Origin of the sequence: Apibacter sp. ESL0404, assembly GCF_019469245.1 — a bacterium.
In the GTDB taxonomy this organism is placed as follows: Bacteria; Bacteroidota; Bacteroidia; order Flavobacteriales; family Weeksellaceae; genus Apibacter.
In genome coordinates, this window is sequence record NZ_CP048267.1 from 1,085,238 (window position 1) to 1,103,014 (window position 17,777).

At 29.9% G+C, this 17,777-nt stretch carries 14 protein-coding genes; 4 read left to right on the forward strand and 10 right to left on the reverse strand.

The features are described from left to right. Positions 1-105: 105 nt before the first annotated feature. From GYM72_RS04580 to GYM72_RS04595, 4 genes are all read right to left on the reverse strand, one after another. The gene (locus GYM72_RS04580; protein WP_220264873.1) at positions 106-1,332 is read right to left on the reverse strand and encodes an aminotransferase class V-fold PLP-dependent enzyme; all 1,227 of its coding nucleotides are present in this window, start codon (positions 1,330-1,332) and stop codon (positions 106-108) included. A gap of 62 nt (positions 1,333-1,394) precedes the next feature. Next, positions 1,395-4,097: a PD-(D/E)XK nuclease family protein gene (locus GYM72_RS04585; protein WP_220264874.1), complete on the reverse strand. Its 2,703-nt coding sequence runs from the start codon at positions 4,095-4,097 to the stop codon at positions 1,395-1,397. A 33-nt stretch (positions 4,098-4,130) separates the two neighbouring features. Next, positions 4,131-4,715 (reverse strand): YdcF family protein, encoded by a 585-nt coding sequence (locus GYM72_RS04590; RefSeq protein ID WP_220264875.1) that lies wholly within the window; start codon positions 4,713-4,715, stop codon positions 4,131-4,133. 133 nt (positions 4,716-4,848) lie between these two features. Further along, positions 4,849-5,829 carry an acyl transferase gene (locus GYM72_RS04595; RefSeq protein ID WP_220264876.1) on the reverse strand — a complete coding sequence of 327 codons (981 nt, stop codon included), beginning with the start codon at positions 5,827-5,829 and terminating at the stop codon, positions 4,849-4,851. A gap of 133 nt (positions 5,830-5,962) precedes the next feature. Here GYM72_RS04595 and GYM72_RS04600 point away from each other — a divergent pair, with 133 nt between their 5' ends. Next, positions 5,963-6,508, forward strand: a complete 546-nt coding sequence (locus GYM72_RS04600; protein ID WP_160542128.1) for a nucleotide exchange factor GrpE — start codon at positions 5,963-5,965, stop codon at positions 6,506-6,508. 28 nt (positions 6,509-6,536) lie between these two features. Then, on the forward strand, positions 6,537-7,655 hold the full coding sequence (gene dnaJ, locus GYM72_RS04605) for a molecular chaperone DnaJ (protein WP_160542127.1): 1,119 nt from the start codon (positions 6,537-6,539) through the stop codon (positions 7,653-7,655). Between the two features lie 136 nt (positions 7,656-7,791). Here dnaJ and GYM72_RS04610 read toward each other — a convergent pair whose 3' ends face one another. From GYM72_RS04610 to metK, 4 genes are read right to left on the reverse strand one after another with little or no spacing between them, the layout of a single operon-like run. Then, positions 7,792-8,361 (reverse strand): DUF5606 domain-containing protein, encoded by a 570-nt coding sequence (locus tag GYM72_RS04610; protein WP_160556618.1) that lies wholly within the window; start codon positions 8,359-8,361, stop codon positions 7,792-7,794. A 42-nt stretch (positions 8,362-8,403) separates the two neighbouring features. Continuing rightward, positions 8,404-8,979 (reverse strand): peptide deformylase, encoded by a 576-nt coding sequence (def, locus tag GYM72_RS04615; protein ID WP_220264878.1) that lies wholly within the window; start codon positions 8,977-8,979, stop codon positions 8,404-8,406. 4 nt (positions 8,980-8,983) lie between these two features. Further along, positions 8,984-9,394, reverse strand: coding sequence for a Holliday junction resolvase RuvX (gene ruvX / locus GYM72_RS04620; RefSeq protein ID WP_160556620.1), 411 nt, complete (start codon positions 9,392-9,394; stop codon positions 8,984-8,986). A gap of 16 nt (positions 9,395-9,410) precedes the next feature. Next, entirely contained in the window at positions 9,411-10,679 is a 1,269-nt protein-coding gene (metK, locus tag GYM72_RS04625) for a methionine adenosyltransferase (protein WP_160556621.1), read from the reverse strand. Between the two features lie 89 nt (positions 10,680-10,768). Here metK and GYM72_RS04630 point away from each other — a divergent pair, with 89 nt between their 5' ends. After that, positions 10,769-11,575, forward strand: coding sequence for a M48 family metallopeptidase (locus GYM72_RS04630; protein WP_220264880.1), 807 nt, complete (start codon positions 10,769-10,771; stop codon positions 11,573-11,575). 38 nt (positions 11,576-11,613) lie between these two features. Here the strand turns inward: GYM72_RS04630 and GYM72_RS04635 are convergent, their stop codons facing one another. Together GYM72_RS04635 and tsaD are read right to left on the reverse strand one after the other, a co-directional pair. Further along, positions 11,614-12,237 carry a hypothetical protein gene (locus GYM72_RS04635; RefSeq protein WP_220264881.1) on the reverse strand — a complete coding sequence of 208 codons (624 nt, stop codon included), beginning with the start codon at positions 12,235-12,237 and terminating at the stop codon, positions 11,614-11,616. A gap of 4 nt (positions 12,238-12,241) precedes the next feature. After that, complete coding sequence (gene tsaD / locus GYM72_RS04640; protein WP_220264883.1) at positions 12,242-13,258, reverse strand: tRNA (adenosine(37)-N6)-threonylcarbamoyltransferase complex transferase subunit TsaD; 1,017 nt, start codon at positions 13,256-13,258, stop codon at positions 12,242-12,244. Positions 13,259-13,260: 2 nt separating this feature from the next. Here tsaD and GYM72_RS04645 point away from each other — a divergent pair, with 2 nt between their 5' ends. After that, a complete protein-coding gene (locus GYM72_RS04645; protein WP_220264884.1) occupies positions 13,261-17,754 on the forward strand; it encodes a translocation/assembly module TamB in 4,494 nt (1,497 codons plus the stop codon). Positions 17,755-17,777: the final 23 nt, after the last annotated feature.

The following is a 17,777-nucleotide window of genomic DNA, read 5'->3' on the forward strand; positions in this document are numbered from 1 at the left end:
TAGGAATAAAATAATACTAAATAATTGCCGACCAGACTTTTCCAATTAATTATTTTCATACTTATTCGACGATTGAAATAACTGATTACTAATGATAATTTAGTTTTATCTAAGCATTTTTTGAGCTAAATACATCCCTTCAATCAGTTGATCAATATCTTTCTTATTTGTATAGATGGCAAATGATGCTCGTACTGTACCTTTTATTCCCAAACGTTGCATAATGGGTTGAGCGCAATGATGTCCTGTCCTTACTGCTATCCCTTGTTTATCTAAAATAAACCCGACATCTGACGAATGAATATTTTCGATATCTAAATTAAAAGAAAGTGCTCCGGAGGTATGTTTTGCATTTTGAGCATAGATAATTATATTATCTAATTGCGAAAGGTTATTTTTAGCATACTTCATAATTTCGTCTTCATGCTTACTAATATTTTTAAAACCTATAGTTTGCACAAAATCTATTGCATTTTTTAAGACAATATTACCGGCAATATTCGGAGTACCTGCTTCAAATTTAAAAGGCAAATCTGCATAGGTCGTCTTTTCAAAAGTAACTTCTTTAATCATTTCTCCACCTCCCTGGTAGGGTTTCATGGATTCTAATATATTTTCTTTACCGTATAAAATACCCACTCCCGTAGGACCATAAAGCTTATGTGAAGAGAATACATAAAAATCAGCATCTAAATTTTGTACGTCAACCTTTCGGTGGGATACGGCTTGCGCTCCGTCTATAAGCACATATGAACCCATTTTATGAGCTTTGGAAATTATTTCTTCAATTGGATTAACTACTCCCAATGCATTGGAAATATGATTTACAGCTACTATTTTAGTTTTTTCAGAAAGGAGTCGATCATATTCATCCATCATCAAATCTCCGTTGTCATACACAGGAATAACTTTAATTTTTAGATTTTTTCGTTCGGCTAATAATTGCCAAGGAACGATATTCGAATGATGTTCTAAATTGGATATAATAATTTCATCGCCTTCGTTAAGTAAGGGTTCTATTCCTGTAGCTACTAAGTTGATACTGTCGGTCGTTCCTTTAGTAAAAATAATTTCGTAATCCTTTTTTGCATTTAAAAATTGTTGCACAGACTTTCGGGATTCTTCCATTTCCACGGTAGCCAATTGACTAAGGGTATGAATTCCTCTATGAACATTAGAGTTTATAGTTTTATAATATTTTTCTTCTGCCTCTATTACGGAAATCGGCTTTTGAGTAGTTGCAGCATTATCAAGATAGACTAAAGGTTTGCCATTTACTAACTGATTCAGTATAGGAAAAATATTTTTTATATCTTTTAAATCTTCGTTCATGGTAAGAAAGTTAAACTTCAAAATTAAATGATTTAATTGAATTAAAAATTATTTTTTTGTTATTATTTAATAAAAGAAGATTTTTCTACAAATGGAATATCCGGATCAGCAATTTCTAAGATCAATCGGGAAACTTCCTCAAATAAAATAGTAGCTTGAGATTCGTTTAAACTTTCAGAAGAATCAATTTTTAAAATCTCCAATCCTCGAAAAGGTTTTTTAAAACTCCAAATTCCCACCTTTACCGATTCTGAAAGTTTTTCATGTAAAATCATATAAGCATAAAAAACAAGCTGAATATAAAATTTAAAATTTTTATCTTCTTGAATTTGATCAAATCTCTCTGACTTAAATATAAGAGTATTTATAGATGATGTTTTATAATCTATAATTCGGTCCCGGCCATTAAAACTATCCCAGCGGTCTACAAATCCTTTCAAAAATAAGGTGTCTATTTCAGGTAAATTAATAGTGGAACTAAGTTCTTTTTCAATTTCTTTTAAGATAATGATATTACCGTTTTTTATGTCGGTTAAATCTCTTAATAATATTTTTTCAATGGTTTTTTCCGCTAGCAGCTTTTGTAAGTAATTTTGCCCTTTTTTAAATAAGTCTGGATTTAATTCTTTTTCGATATACTTATTTAAATAAACAGAATAATTTTTTAAAGCTGAAAGTAACTCCTTTTCCGTTAGTTTATTTCCTTGCCATGGGGAATAAATAGATTCTAAAGTATGATGAATCAAATTTCCGTAATTTAAAGCAGAAATTTCCTCTTCCATCTCTTGTTGTTCGTTAATCTTTAAAATCTTTTGCAAATAGAAATTGATTGGATTGTAGTGATAATTGGTTAAATGAGTAGGAGAAATAGGATTTTTTAGCCAATCTTGAATTGAATTCAATACAGCAGGAGATTTTTCTATGATTAATTCCTTCGATTGTTTTAAATTTCCTCCATAGGAGGCTACAGATTCTATTATGGTATGTTGAGACTCAAATTCTAATTGATTAATAAATCTGCTTTTTTCTCCGGAGTTAATACCTTCAGTATAATTATTATAAACTAAGGTAATGTTTTGTGCGTGTTGTATTAGTCTATAAAAATGATACGCATAGATGGCATCACTTTCAAGAAAAGTATTGATTCCGTAGTTTTTCTTAACATCAAAAGGAATAAAAGAATTATCATTTTTTCCACCCGGCAAAATTCCTTCATTAACTCCGGTCATTAGTATATTTTTAAAGCTTAGCAAACGAGTTTCCAAAACTCCCATAATTTGAAGTCCCTCTACCGGTTCGCCAATAAAATCAATAGTTTCATTATTGATTACATGCTGATAAAATGTATAAAGAAGAGAAAAACTTTGAATGGAAAGATCTTGCGATAATTGTGTATGTAAAATGGAGAAAAGATTTTTAAATTTTAAATAATTTTCTTTTAACACCTGATGATCAGAATCTGTTTTCCAAAATTGTTCAGTACAAAATTCATAAAGTTTATGTATCAAATCGATAGGATTTGCATATTCTTTAAATATAAAATAATAGTAAGAACTACCTAAACGTTTATATATGAGAGAATCAGTTAAATAGATAAGATTATTCCTTTTTATTTCAGATATAAATTCAATAAGAGATATAGTATTATGTAGTAATGGATTCTGAAGAAGGGATAAGATATCGTTATAGTAATATCCTTTGGATGTATTTTTTTCTCTAAATATGTGTAATTTAAAAATTTGCTTAAATAATGATGCTAAAAATGAATTTTTAAGAGGAAATCCCATAGTTATATTAACTCGGGATATATTTTTAGGTATGCTTTCCAATATTGCCGGAAGAATTGATTCATCGCTTAATACTAATGCGGTATTGTGTAACTCTTCTTCAGGAAGGGTAGATAAGATTGAACTGATATATTTGGCTTGAGCTACGTCTTGAGAAGTACTCACTACATGTATATTTTTTTTTTGGTTGAAATCGTCAGTTACCCATTTGAAATCTCGAGTTGCATAATAATTCCAATTTTTATATTTCCTTAAAAAATCTCCGGCTTCTTGATTACTGTTGTTTAAATAGTATTTATCGGCATCCCAATATAAATACGTTTCGGCATGTGATATATAATGTTTAATCAGCTTTTCTTCTTTGGGCGTTAAGGCATTTAATCCGACAAAAACATACTTATCATTCTCAGGAATATGAATATCTGTTAATTGGCTTAACACATGGTTTAGAATCATTCCATACGTGCCCAATCCTTTAGTTTCCAAAGAATCCTTTAATTTATGATATAAAATTATGTTGTTTTCCCAAAATTTTACATTTTTATAATATAATTTTTTTTCACTGGTGGTATCCAGCTTATTCACCCAATTTTCCATTCTTTCAATGGAAGCCATATGCTCTAAAACCCTATGAGGATTATCAGAGAAAATTTCTATATCGCTAAAATCTTTAAGAAGAGTAGGGATCCATTTTAAAAATTCATCAAGAGTTTCCTCTGCATTTACGAATTTTTTCTGTATCTGAAAAGCTTCCAACCAAAGAGGAATATTTTCAATTTTAACTAAATGGGAATGTTTGTATATAAAATCTTCAATGGTATAGAAAGTGGGCAAAAATCCGTTATACCCTTTTTTAATAAGATATCTTTTAAAAAATATGATAGGTCTTCTTCCGGTAATAATGATAGTAAATTTAGATAAATCATTATTTTTTTCCAATAACTCATCAATTACTTTTTCTATAAAATTTGTATGCATAAATATATAAAAAGCGCTTGTTAAAGAATTAATTTATTTAAAAAAATAATAATAGTAATAGGCAAAAAATTCTCTTATTAATGACATATAATGATGCCTTTTACTATAGTGATGAGAACTTGCAGAACCTAAATTATAAAAGCCAAGCTTGTAATACATCAGCTTAATACGTGAAATATGATAATATTGTGATATAATAATTAATTTTCTGTAATTATTATCTTTCATTATTTTTAATGAATTTTCTACATTTTCTTCAGTATTTAAGGCTTTATTATCCAAAATTATATCAGATAAAAGCACGCCGTGTTCCAATAAATATTCCTGCATGAGATCAGCTTCACAAAAGTTTTTATTAGCTAAACCTCCGGAAACAATTAATTTTTGAACTTGACCTTCGTTATATAATTTTAAACCAATATTTAGTCTTCGAATTAAAGACATAGGCATAGAACCGTCTTTTTTATTTTTTGTTCCAAAAATAACTCCTACGTCTGCATCCCTGGTATCTTCTTGGTTCCCATCAATAATAATAGCAATGGTATGAAGAATAAACCACAAGAATAAAAGTATAATTCCTGTAATAATATATTTTATTAATTTTCTGTAATAAGACATATTACAATTTACAATTCCGAAAAATTAAACTTATTTATATAATTTTATTAAATATATTATTTTATTGTAAAAAAAAGTTTAAAAATAAATATAAATATTAGTTAAAAAAAGCTTAATTAGTAAATTTTATATTTTATAATAATAAAAGACTGCATCCTCTTATATCTGAATTATCCATTCTTCCTAAAATTTTAAAACCTTTCTTACCTTCATCTTTACCAATATCTTGGGTAGATATAAATGAACAACTATGAACATTTGCCAAGTCTATGATGTTGACACCTCCCGATCTGTTTGTCTCAACATATTCAAAAGGATCATCCACATCTCGAATTAAAATCTTCATCCAGGGAGGACATTTATAAACATTATTAGATAAAGAATAAGCTTGAGATAATAATTCCGTCATACTGTATTCTGAATAAATTTTATCGGTTTGAAAAGAATTTTTTAATTCTGCTAGCAATTCATCTTTTGTCATTTCTTTTTTTCTTCCCTTCATTCCTCCAGTTTCTATAATTATAGTATTTTTCAGTTGTTGAGGATGAGAATTTGCAAAATCTAGCAATGCATAGGAAACACCAAAAAGAATAACTTTCTTATTCTCTTTTTCCAGTCGATTTATAATAACATGTAAATCATTAAAATTATGTAGATAATAACCATTTTCCACCTTTCCCGATTGCTCCATTAAATAATTTACCATATATATAAGTGAAGAATTATTTCTCTCCAAATAAGAAGGAAGCAAACCTAAATATATGTATTCGGAAGGGTCTCCGAAAAAAATTGAAAATGAATGTAAAATACTTTGTTTATAAATATCTTCATTTGCTATATAATGCTTGGATAGGTTTTCGGAAGTAGTACCGCTACTTTGAAAATATAAATTCGGTGAGAAATTTTTATCAACTATTGTATTGGTTTTGAAAAATTCAATCGGTAAAAAAGGTATTTGCCGATAATTGAGAATTTTATTACAATCTATAGATAATAAATCAACAAAAGTTCTATAGGGTATATTATTTTTATATTGATACAAAAAAATTTGGATGGCGAGTGAATTAAATTCTTCCTCCGATTTGATTGAAAAAATATCAAAACTTTTCAACATTTGAATATATTTACTTTATATGCAAATTTAATAAGAAGTATTTAAATAATTTTTTAAATATAGGTCGATTTGACAGCATTTTTACTATGGCAATAAAATTGATAAATATCAGTAACCAATAAAGAATTTAACCATGTCAATTCAAAGTGATAACGAAGAAAACGAATTAATTGAAGAAAATAACAATCAAGAAAATTTAAAGGATACTGAAAATATGTCAGAACCTAACAATAATTCTGACTTAACAGAAAAACTTGAAAAAGAAAAAGACAGATATATCCGTTTATTTGCTGAATTTGATAACTATAAAAAACGTGTAATTAAAGAGAGACAGGATCTTCTTAAATATTCGGACAAAGATATATTAGAATCATTACTTCCGGTATTGGATGATTTTGATCGGGCAATTACCGAACTTGAAAAAAAGGAGGATGATCTTTCAGTTTTAGAAGGAGTGAAACTTATTTATAATAAGTTGTTTAATACCTTGAAAGATAGAGGATTGACTGTTATTGATGTAAAGGCCGGTGATGATTTTAACATCGATTATCATGAAGCAATTACCCAAGTCCCGTCTCCTGATGAAAGTCTAAAAGGTAAAATTATAGATGTGGTTCAAAAAGGGTACTTATTGCATGAAAAAGTAATTAGATATGCAAAAGTAGTTATTGGAAATTAAGAACTCAAAGAGGTTTATATAAAAAATTATGTCTAAAAGAGATTATTACGAAGTATTGGAGGTTTCTAAGAGTGTAACTGAAGTAGAGTTAAAAAAGGCCTATAGGAAAAAAGCACTCAAATATCACCCGGATAAAAACCCCGGTGATAAAGAAGCTGAAGAAAAATTCAAAGAAGCTGCTGAAGCTTATGAAGTTTTAAGTGATCCTCAAAAAAGAGCAAGGTATGATCAATACGGTCATGCCGGAGTAGGAGGGGCTGCCGGTGGTGGCTTTGGAGGGGGAATGAATATGGAAGATATCTTTTCCCATTTTGGTGATATTTTCGGTAGTGCCTTCGGAGGCGGTTTTGGCGGCTTTTCTTCAAGACCTCAACAAGTTCAAGGCTCCAATTTACGTATCCGTTTATCATTAACTCTTAAAGAAATTATTAACGGTGTTGAAAAGACCGTTAAAGTAAAAAGATTTAAATTAGCTCCGGGAGCTACCTCAAAAAATTGTCCTACCTGTAACGGGACCGGTCAAACGAGAAGAATCATGAATACTCCGTTTGGACAAATGCAAACTCAATCAGTATGTAATACTTGTGGAGGCACCGGTAAAGTTGCGGATCATATACCGCCGGGTGCTAATAATCATGGTTTAATTAAAGTTGAAGAAGAAGTATCCATTAAAATTCCTGCCGGTGTTAGAGAAGGAGTTCAACTGCAAGTTAGAGGTAAAGGAAATGATGCTCCATTTGGAGGAATTCCCGGAGATTTAATCGTTGTGATTGAAGAAATTGAGGATGAAAATTTAAAAAGGGAAGGGGATAATCTTCATTATGAACTGTATATTTCTGTACCTGAAGCTATTTTAGGTACGAAAAAAGAAATTCCTACGATTACGGGAAAAGTGAAAATTACAGTAGATTCCGGAACTCAATCAGGGAAAATTCTACGATTGAAAGATAAAGGATTGCCTCAAGTTCAAGGATATGGATACGGAGATTTATTTATTCATATCAATGTTTGGACACCTAATCCGAATAAATTAACTAAAGAGCAGAGAGAATTTTTTGAATCTATGTTAGATAATGAACATTTTCATCCTAAACCATCAAAAAATGATAAAACATTTTTTGAAAAGATCAAAGATATGTTCATGTAAAAAGTTATCCGGAATTTATATATAGAAAAAATCTTTGAGTATCATTATACTCAAAGATTTTTTTATAGTTTATATACAAAAAGGTACCAACTTTACATTGATACCTTTTCATTAATAATATTTAAAATTATTTATACTATTCAGCTTTTTTCTTAGCAGGTGTTTTTTTCGTAGATTTTTTAGTTACACCGGCTTCATCTTTTGTATCATCATTTGATATCTCATTAGTAGCTGTTTTTTGTGAAATGTTACAATCTTCTGAATTTTCTTTTTGGCTATCATCCGAAGCTTTAGCTAGATTGTCTTCATAGGCTTTTACGCTTTCTTCAGTTATGATACCATTTTTAACCAATATATTATACCAAGTAAAAAGCTTTTTAAGATCTGAATTATATACTCTGTCTTCTGCATAATCCGGTTGAGCATCTTTCATTAAAGATCTTAACGTATTGGTATCATTTTTATCAAATTCAATTTCTTTAAATTGATGTTTTTTGGAAATTGAAACTAAAACTGAAATTAATGATACTTCAGAATCTTGAGTATAGATTGAAATGTTTTGCAGTAAACTTACCTGACTATTTGCATTAATAGATAATTTCTTTTGAGCAACTAAATCTTTAACAATGAAACCTCCTTTAGTTTGAGATAATAATTCAAATAAACCGGATTTCCCTGTAATTGCAATGATTTTAGTAAGATCCATATCAATATTGTAATTATATTTTTAATTAATTTATTTTAAAATTTAATGAGAAGGAAATTTCATTCGGTATTCAGTCTCCACCTTTCCTTTACTAATATTGGCAAGTTTACCTTTTAGTAATTTTTTCTTAAGTGAAGATAATAAGTCTGTAAACAGAATTCCTTCAATATGATCGTATTCATGCTGAATAATTCGCGCACGAACATCACTAAAGTTTTCAGTTTTTTTATTCCAATTTTGATCAAAATATTCAATTGTAATATTTTCCAATCTTTTAATATCTTCTCTAATATCAGGAATACTTAAACAACCCTCGTTAAACTTCCAAAGTTCACCATCTCTTTTAGTTATTTTCGGATTTATGAAAACTTTCTTACAAAGGGCTAACTCGTCTTTTATGTCGACATAATCCTCATCTTCTGCCAATGGAGATGCATCAATAACAAATAAACGTATATTCAATCCTACTTGTGGGGCTGCTAAACCAATTCCATGTGCTTTATACATGGTTTCATACATATTTTCAATTAATTGATCTAAATCGGGATAATCTTTACCGATTTCTACTGTTTTTTTTCTTAAAACAGGTTCTCCATAGCCATAAATAGGTAAAATCATAATTTTATTTTTTCTCTAAATAGGTTTGTAAAATTAAAGTAGCACTTACTTCATCCAATAAATGCTTATTTTCTCTATTTTTTTTATTTTTTCCACTCAAACTTATAAAGTGAGAAGCAATTTTTGAAGTAAATCTCTCATCCACTCTTTCAACCGGAATATTTGGAAAAAGAGAAGTAATTTTCTTGATTAATTTTTGAATTGAAATTTCAACATCTGAAAGTTTTCCGTTTAATCGAACAGGTAAACCAATAATTATTTTTTCGACAGAATTTTCAGCTATATATTTTTCAAGAAATGGAATCAGATTAGAAGTCATAATTCCGGCCAACCCACTGGCAATAATTTGCATATCATCCGTTTCTGCTAATCCGGATCTTTTTTCACCATAATCGATGGCCAGTATTTTTGACATGAAAATAAATGTTAGTTTACAGATTAAAAGCTTCTTTAATTTGATCTAAATAATCTAATTTTTCCCAAGTAAATAATTCTACTTCGATTTCTTTTATTTCTGTCTTTCCATTCTCACGATTTCTTACAAATTTTTTTGTAACGATTTCGTTCTTTCTTCCCATGTGTCCATAGGCTGCTGTCTCCGTATATATTGGATTTCTTAATTTCAATCTTTTTTCAATAGCATAAGGTCTTAAATCGAATAATTTCTCAACTTTTAATGCTATATCTCCATCGGACAGGTTAACTTTTGAACTGCCAAAAGTATTAATATAAACACCGCACGGTTCAGTGATACCAATAGCATAAGAAACTTGTACTAAAACTTCATCAGCAACCCCTGCCGCTACTAAATTTTTAGCTATGTGTCTTGTAGCATAGGCAGCAGAACGATCCACCTTAGAAGGATCTTTTCCGGAAAATGCGCCACCGCCATGAGCTCCTTTACCACCATAAGTATCAACAATTATTTTTCTTCCGGTTAATCCGGTGTCTCCATGTGGTCCTCCGATTTCAAATTTTCCGGTTGGATTTATATGGTAAGTGATATTATCATCAAATAATGCTTTTATTTCATCTTTTGATTCTGCCTTAACTTCAGGAATAACAATTGAAATAATGTCCTTGGCAATTTTGTCCAATACAACCTTTTCATCCTCATTGAACATATCATGTTGTGTAGAAAGAACTATCGTGTCAATACGTATCGGCTTATTATTATCGTCGTATTCAATAGTTACTTGAGATTTTGCATCCGGACGAAGATAGGTCATAATTTGACCTTCTTTTCTTATTCGTGCTAACACACGTAAGATGCTATGTGAAATATCTAAAGCCAAAGGCATATAATTATCCGTTTCATTGGTGGCATAGCCGAACATCATCCCTTGGTCACCTGCACCCTGTTCTTCTTTATTCTGTTTATCCACTCCGCGGTTTATATCCTGCGATTGTTCATGCAAAGCGGATAAAATACCGCAAGATTCGGCTTCAAATTTATATTCACTTTTCGTATAGCCTATTTTTTTTATAATATCTCTGGTAATATGCTGAACATCAATATATGTGTTGGATTTAATTTCTCCGGCTAATACTACCTGACCGGTAGTAACTAAAGTTTCACAAGCTACCTTAGAATCGGGATCAAATGCTAAAAAATTATCTAATATCGAATCTGAAATCTGATCAGCAACTTTATCTGGATGGCCTTCCGAAACCGATTCGGATGTGAATAAGTAAGGCATATTTTTTGCTTTTATTTTATTATAATCATTGCAAATTTAAGAACATTAATTAATAAATTTACTATATTTCAAAAATTATTATAGAGTTTATGAATTCAAAAAAATGCTTATTATTATCGCTAGTATCTTTATTAACAGTAGCATGTGCAACTAATCCGTTAACCGGAAGAAAATCGTTAAATTTTGTATCCAATTCTCAATTATTGCCATCTTCATTTCAGCAATATCAACAAGTTTTATCTTCCAATAAAATTATTACCGGAACTCCTCAAGCAAGGCAAGTGGAAGAAGTTGGTAACAGAATAAAAAAAGCCGCAGAAGATTATTATAGATCCATTGGAAAGTCTTCGGCTTTAAACGGTTATCAATGGCAATTTGTATTAATTGATGATCCCAAAACGGTTAATGCATGGTGTATGCCCGGAGGAAAAGTGGCTGTATATTCAGGAATTTTACCTATTTGTAAAGACGACACAGGATTAGCTGTTGTTTTAGGACATGAAATTGCCCATGCTCTGGCAGGTCACGGAGCTGAAAAAATTTCACAATCATATATTTCAGAAATCGGTGGACAGGTATTAGGAGGGGTTACCAATAACCAAGCTTTGCGTTCGGCAATTAATCAATATTACCCCGTAGCCAGTGGTATCACTCTTTTACGTTATGGTCGTAAACAAGAATCTGATGCAGATGAAATGGGTTTATATATTATGGCAATGGCAGGATATGATCCCAGACAAGCCCCTTTATTTTGGCAAAGAATGATTGACGCTACCGGAAGTACCGATACACCTGAATTTCTTTCCACGCACCCGAATCCTCAAAATAGAATTGCAGATATAAATAAAATAATGCCTAAAGCATTACAATACTATCAAGCTTATAAAGCTAATTAATATGAATTAATCTTTATTGGCATGTAATTTGGCTTTAACTAATGACTTTTAATTTGAAAAGAAGAAACAGATATATTCGAATTGATTACCATATAACCAAAATTTGATCCTAAATCTTTATTTTTGGATATGGTTGTCAATAGTTTACCATTCAAAAGGAATTGAATAGAACTTTTGTCTGTTACGATTGAAAAACTATTCTTTTCCTTTTTTTTATATTTTTGAGTTTTTTGTTTAAAATAAATTTGTGATTTTCCTTCTCTTTTGCTCTCGTATGATATAACTACTTCGTTTTCTGCATTAATTCCAAATAGGAGATAATTTTCAGGATATTTTCGATCATCAGCATATAAAATTATACCCGCAACGCCCTTAGGATCATAAAAATTATTAATTTGTAATGAAGTAGTATAGGTTATATTTCGATCGGATATTGGAAGGGAGAGTAAAGAATAATTTAAAACATTTTTCAAATCAGCTTTCATCAATAAATGTCCTTCTTCAAGTTTAGTATATAGTGCATCTGTAGATATCGTATCCCAATGATTGGTATTGGTATGAAAATCATCTTTAAACAATAGAGATTCTTTTTTACAGGAATTAAAAATTAATAAACTTAAAATAAATAGTAAGCTTTTTTTATAAAAGTTATTACTAATCATAATCTTACATTTTATATCTAGCGGTAGCTATAGTTTTAAGATCAGAAAATTTATTATGTTCATATTTAATGCTTCCAACCACGGCAATCATGGCTGCATTGTCTGTTGTATATTCGAATTTGGGAATAAAAGTTTTACAATTTTTTTCTAATTCTAATTTTTTTATTTCTCTCCTTAACTCCGAATTCGCCGAAACACCACCGGCAATTGCTACATTTTTAATTCCCGTAATTTCAATAGCCAACTTTAATTTATCTAACAATGAAGATAGGATTGTTTTTTGGACGGATGCACATATATCTTCAAGATTCTCTTTTATAAAATCCGGGTTTTTCTGTAGTTCTTTTTGTATGAAATAAAGCACGGAAGTCTTTATGCCACTAAAAGAAAATTTGATTACTTCCAATTTTGGTAAAGGAAATTTAAATTTATCTTTGTCTCCATTTTGAGAAAGTTTATCAATAGTAGGCCCTGCCGGATATTCAAGTCCCAAAATTTTACCTATCTTATCAAAAGCTTCGCCCGCCGCATCATCCAAAGTTTCTCCCAACACTTCCATATTAAAATAATCATTTACCTGAACAATTTGGGTATGTCCACCACTTACCGTAAGACATAAAAATGGAAATGATATATTTTCTTTAGATTCATCCTCAATAAAGTGTGCAAATATATGCCCCTGCATGTGATTAACTTCAATAAGAGGAACGTTCAATGACATAGATAATGATTTAGCAAAACTGGTCCCTACTAATAAGGAACCTAATAAACCCGGACCACGGGTAAAAGATATCGCATCAATTGCTTTTTTATTTATATTTGCTAATTGAATTGCTTGATGTACAACGGGTATAATATTTTGTAAATGTGCACGAGAGGCTAATTCCGGAACTACACCGCCATAATTTTGGTGTATTTTTTGGGTAGATACTACATTAGATAGTATTTTTTTACCTTGTATTACAGCTGCTGATGTATCATCACATGACGATTCTATTCCTAAAATAATGGGTGTTTTCATTTATGACAAAGTTACTAATTAAAAAAATATTTTTTAAGTCATCCAAGGCAATTCTCTATGCATTTTGCATTTTATTTTTATTACTTCTATCTTTAATTATTGTTATAAATTTACCTTCTGTTAAAGATAAAATAGCAAAAGAGGCACTTTCCTATTTAAACAAAGAATTTAAAACTTCCATTTCTGCTCAAAGAATTGAAGTTGATTATTTTGGAAATCTTACTTTACATGATGTAGTTATTAAAGATCATCATCAGAATAATTTACTAACCGTAAAAGAATTAAAAGGATATTTAAATACCATATCTCTAATTGAAAATTTGGTAATTAAGCATGTTGATGATATCAAAATTGATCAATTGCGCTTACAAGATCCTGTCATTAAAGTAATTACTTATAAAAATGAAAATCATGATAATTTTTCTATTTTTATAGATAATTTTAACTCAGATAAACCTTCTCAAAAAAAAGATTTTAAATTAAATGGTAGGGTAGATATAATCAATGGTCGATTTTCAATTGTAAATCAAAATTTACCATTAGAAGATCAAGTCTGGTTAGATACTTCTGAATTAAATTTAAAAGCTTCCAGCGTTGATGTTTTCAATTCGGATGTAAGGGTTTTAGTTGAGCAATTTAATTTCAAAGCTAAAAGACATAAGGAAAATTATACGGTTTACCAATTTTCATCCGATATTCACTATTCAGAAACAGAACTTTCTTTCAAAGACCTTCTTTTTGAATCAGATACCTCATTGTTATTAGGTTCTTTATTTTTTAATCATACCAAAGAAAATGGATGGAGCAACTTTTCGGATAAGGTAGCTTGGAATATGGATGTTACCAAAGGAAGTAAAGTATCAGGTAAAGACATACGATATTTTGTAAAAAACTGGGATACTAGTTCTATACTTAACATTTCTTCGAAAGTTAATGGTACACTTAATAATTTAACATTAACTAATCCAATCTTATCGGTTAACGGTACTTTTTATTCTTCCCCTAGATTAGTGTTGAAAAATTTAGTTACTACTGATCCTTCCCAATCTTTTAATATAGAAACCAAAGAAACGCATCTTCAATCTTCATATGCCTCTCTTAATTCATGGTTACCGAAATTTATTTCTAAGGAAATACCCAAAATAGTTTCAGAATTTGGAACTATGAATTATATGGGTTCATTTTTAATTGATAAAAAAGACCTTAGTATAAATGGTAAAATGATTAGCTCTTTAGGTACATTAAAAGCGGATGCTCAATTAAAAGATTACGCTTCCCAAAAACCTAGATATAAAGGAAAATTAGAAACATACCAATTAAATTTAGCTTCTTTTATTAAAACAACAACACTAGGTCCCATATCCGCTAAAATTCAATTTGACGGCAGCGGATTTAATCTGGACCATATGGATACTAAATTTGATGCAAAACTGAATAGCTTAGTTATTAATGGTAAAGCGATTAATGATATTTCAGCTGTGGGTAATTTAAGAGATAAAATTTTTGAAGGTAAAATTATTTCCGATGACAAATACGCTAATTTTGACTTTAATGGTACAATAAATTTTGCTCAAAAATATATTAAAACCAACTTTGATGCAGATATCCAATCATTAAATTTAGGCTATTTTATTTCTCAAGCCGATAAAAATAAATCATTTAAAGGAATAGTCAAAGCAGATATTGAATTCAGCTCCATTGATGATTTAATTGGACAAATCAACATAAATTCAATTTCTCTTGAAGATAATGGTAATACTACCAATTATAATGATATTCAAATAAAAACAAGTTTTGAGGAAGGAAATCGAAATTTAGATATTTTTTCTCCGAACATGATTACTGCCAATATTTATGGTAAATACAAATTAGAAGATATTCCTGATATGTTACAGAAAGGAATTGGGAACCTGGTAACTAATTTTAAAACTAATAAACGATTTGACAATCAAGAATTTTCATTTATTTTGGATATACAAAAGGATTTATTTGATTTATTAATGATGGATGTTAACTTATCCCCGGGAACGACCATAACAGGAAGGTATGTTGGCAATGGAAATAAGTTACAAGCACAAATGATTTCAGAATATATATATTATAAAAATATCAAACTAACCAATCCGAACATATTTTTAAATACAGAAGATACCTTACGACAATTTATGGGATCTTTATCTTCTTTAAATATAGACAATACGAATATTGAAAAAATCAATTTTTCCGGATATAATAAAAATGATTCCCTTTTTGTTTCCACGAATTTTTATCATGGAAAATATAAAGAAAAACAAACTAATTTTGATTTAAATTTATATCAAACTCAAAAAAATAATGATATTATTATTGGATTTAAACCTTCTAATATTAATTTGGCACAAGCAAAATGGAAACTGAATCCTAATTTTAAATCGGATGAAGCCATTGCGAAATATAATTTATTAACTAACAAATTAGTTTTACAAAAAATTGAATTAACATCTGAAAATTCTGAAATTTTATTGTCCGGAGAATATACCACCAAAAATGAATATACTTTTGATCTGAATTTAAAAGATGTTAAATTAGAAAAAATATTACCTCATAGTTTACTTAAAGATATGTCTTTTGAGGGTGTTGCCAATGGATCTGCCAAAGTACTTAAAAATTCAAGTGAACTAAAACCGCTTGTGGATCTTTATATCGATCAATTGAAATTCAATGGTCAAAATTTAGGGAATTTGGCCATGAGAGCTATCTACGATGCTAAAACCAACCGATATTTACTACAAAGTAAATTAGAAGATTCCGGACAAGATCGTTTTTTAGCTGACGGATATATAGCCAATCAAAATGGTAAGCCTTCTCAGTTGAATATAGATTTACAAGCCAATCAAATGAACATTGCTCCTATAGGGACTTTTTTACAAAGTATCTTCTCAAATTTCAGAGGAATTGCCACCGGAAATGTTCAAATTTCAGGAGATATAACTTCTCCTAAATATCAAGGATCCCTTACAATGTCTAAAGTTGGATTTAAAGTTAACTTTTTAGGGGTTGATTATCAACTTACTAAAGATCAAGATTTACAAATATCTGACGGTATATTTTTATTTGATAATATTGAGTTGATGGATACTCAAAGAAAAACTAAGGGAGTAGTTTTTGGACCTTTAATGACTAAAAATTTTTCTGAATGGGGAATGAACTTAGACTTTACCTCGGATAAACTTTTAGTGTTGAATACTACCATGAAAGAAAATGATCTTTTTTATGGAACTATTTATGCTTCAGGTAATTTTTCCATAACAGGAACTACGGATAAAGGTATTGATATTTCAGCAACTGCCATGGCTCTTGAGGGAAGTAGTCTCACAATAAACAGCAGTAGTACAACTAATGCTACCGACATTCAATATATCAAATTCATTCCTGAACAACATAAAGAAGGAGATGAAAAAGAAACTAAACCACCTATGGGATTATCCATTCGTGCAGATGTTACAGCAGACAATAAATCTGTAGTTAATCTAATTATCAGTCAAGAAACCGGAGATAAAATAGTGGTTCGGGGAGATGCAAAACATCTAAAATTTGACATGTCAAAAGCAGGAGTGATTTCTATGGACGGTACTTACACAATAACCGGTGATAGTAAATATTATTATAATATGTTTGTTAATAAAGATTTTACTATTATTCCCGGAAGTACTATCCGATGGGAAAATCGTGGTCCTACCGAAGCCGATTTAAATATTCGCGCTTCCTATACCAGATTAGTAAGTAATATTGGCGATTATTTGGGTATATCTACAGTACCCGCTTCTAATGTAACAGTTTCGGCATTATTAACCGGATATTTATCTAAACCAAGTTTAACTTTTGATATACAAGCAGATGCTTCTTCTTCGGTTCGTGATCAACTCAATACTAAACTAAATAATAATGAAGGGGAAAAATACAATCAAGTAGCAGGAATTGTTGTTTTTGGAAGCTTTTTATCCGATAAGATGGGAGGTAGCAGTTATGCTTCTTCTGCTTATGATGTAGTATTGAAACAATTAACTTCAGCAATAAACAATATAAGTGGTGTATTTTCTCTGGATGCTAATTTTAATGCCGGTTCAAGAGTTGATGATACAAGTGATCGGATCTCTTTAGACCCTACATTTAAAGTGAATCAAAGGTTATCCATAGTAGGATCAGTTAATATGCCACTGGAACAAAAAAGTGCTGCCGACGTGTGGACCTATGGTGCAAAAATTAATTATGACATATCTAAAAACAATGATAAATCGCTAATTATCAATGGTTTTTCAAAACCTTCCACTTTTGGACTGGAAACATCGGTATTATCCACTACAGGGGCAAATAATCAATCATATGGCGGGGGGATTGTTTACAAAAAATCTTTTAATAAATTCAGTGATTTGTTTTGTAAAAAGAGAAAGAAAAAAGAAATTATAAAGGATAAAAAGGATTCCATTAGTAGAATTACTAATGGTTTCCAACAATAATCATAGCAATTTTTAGTTTTAAT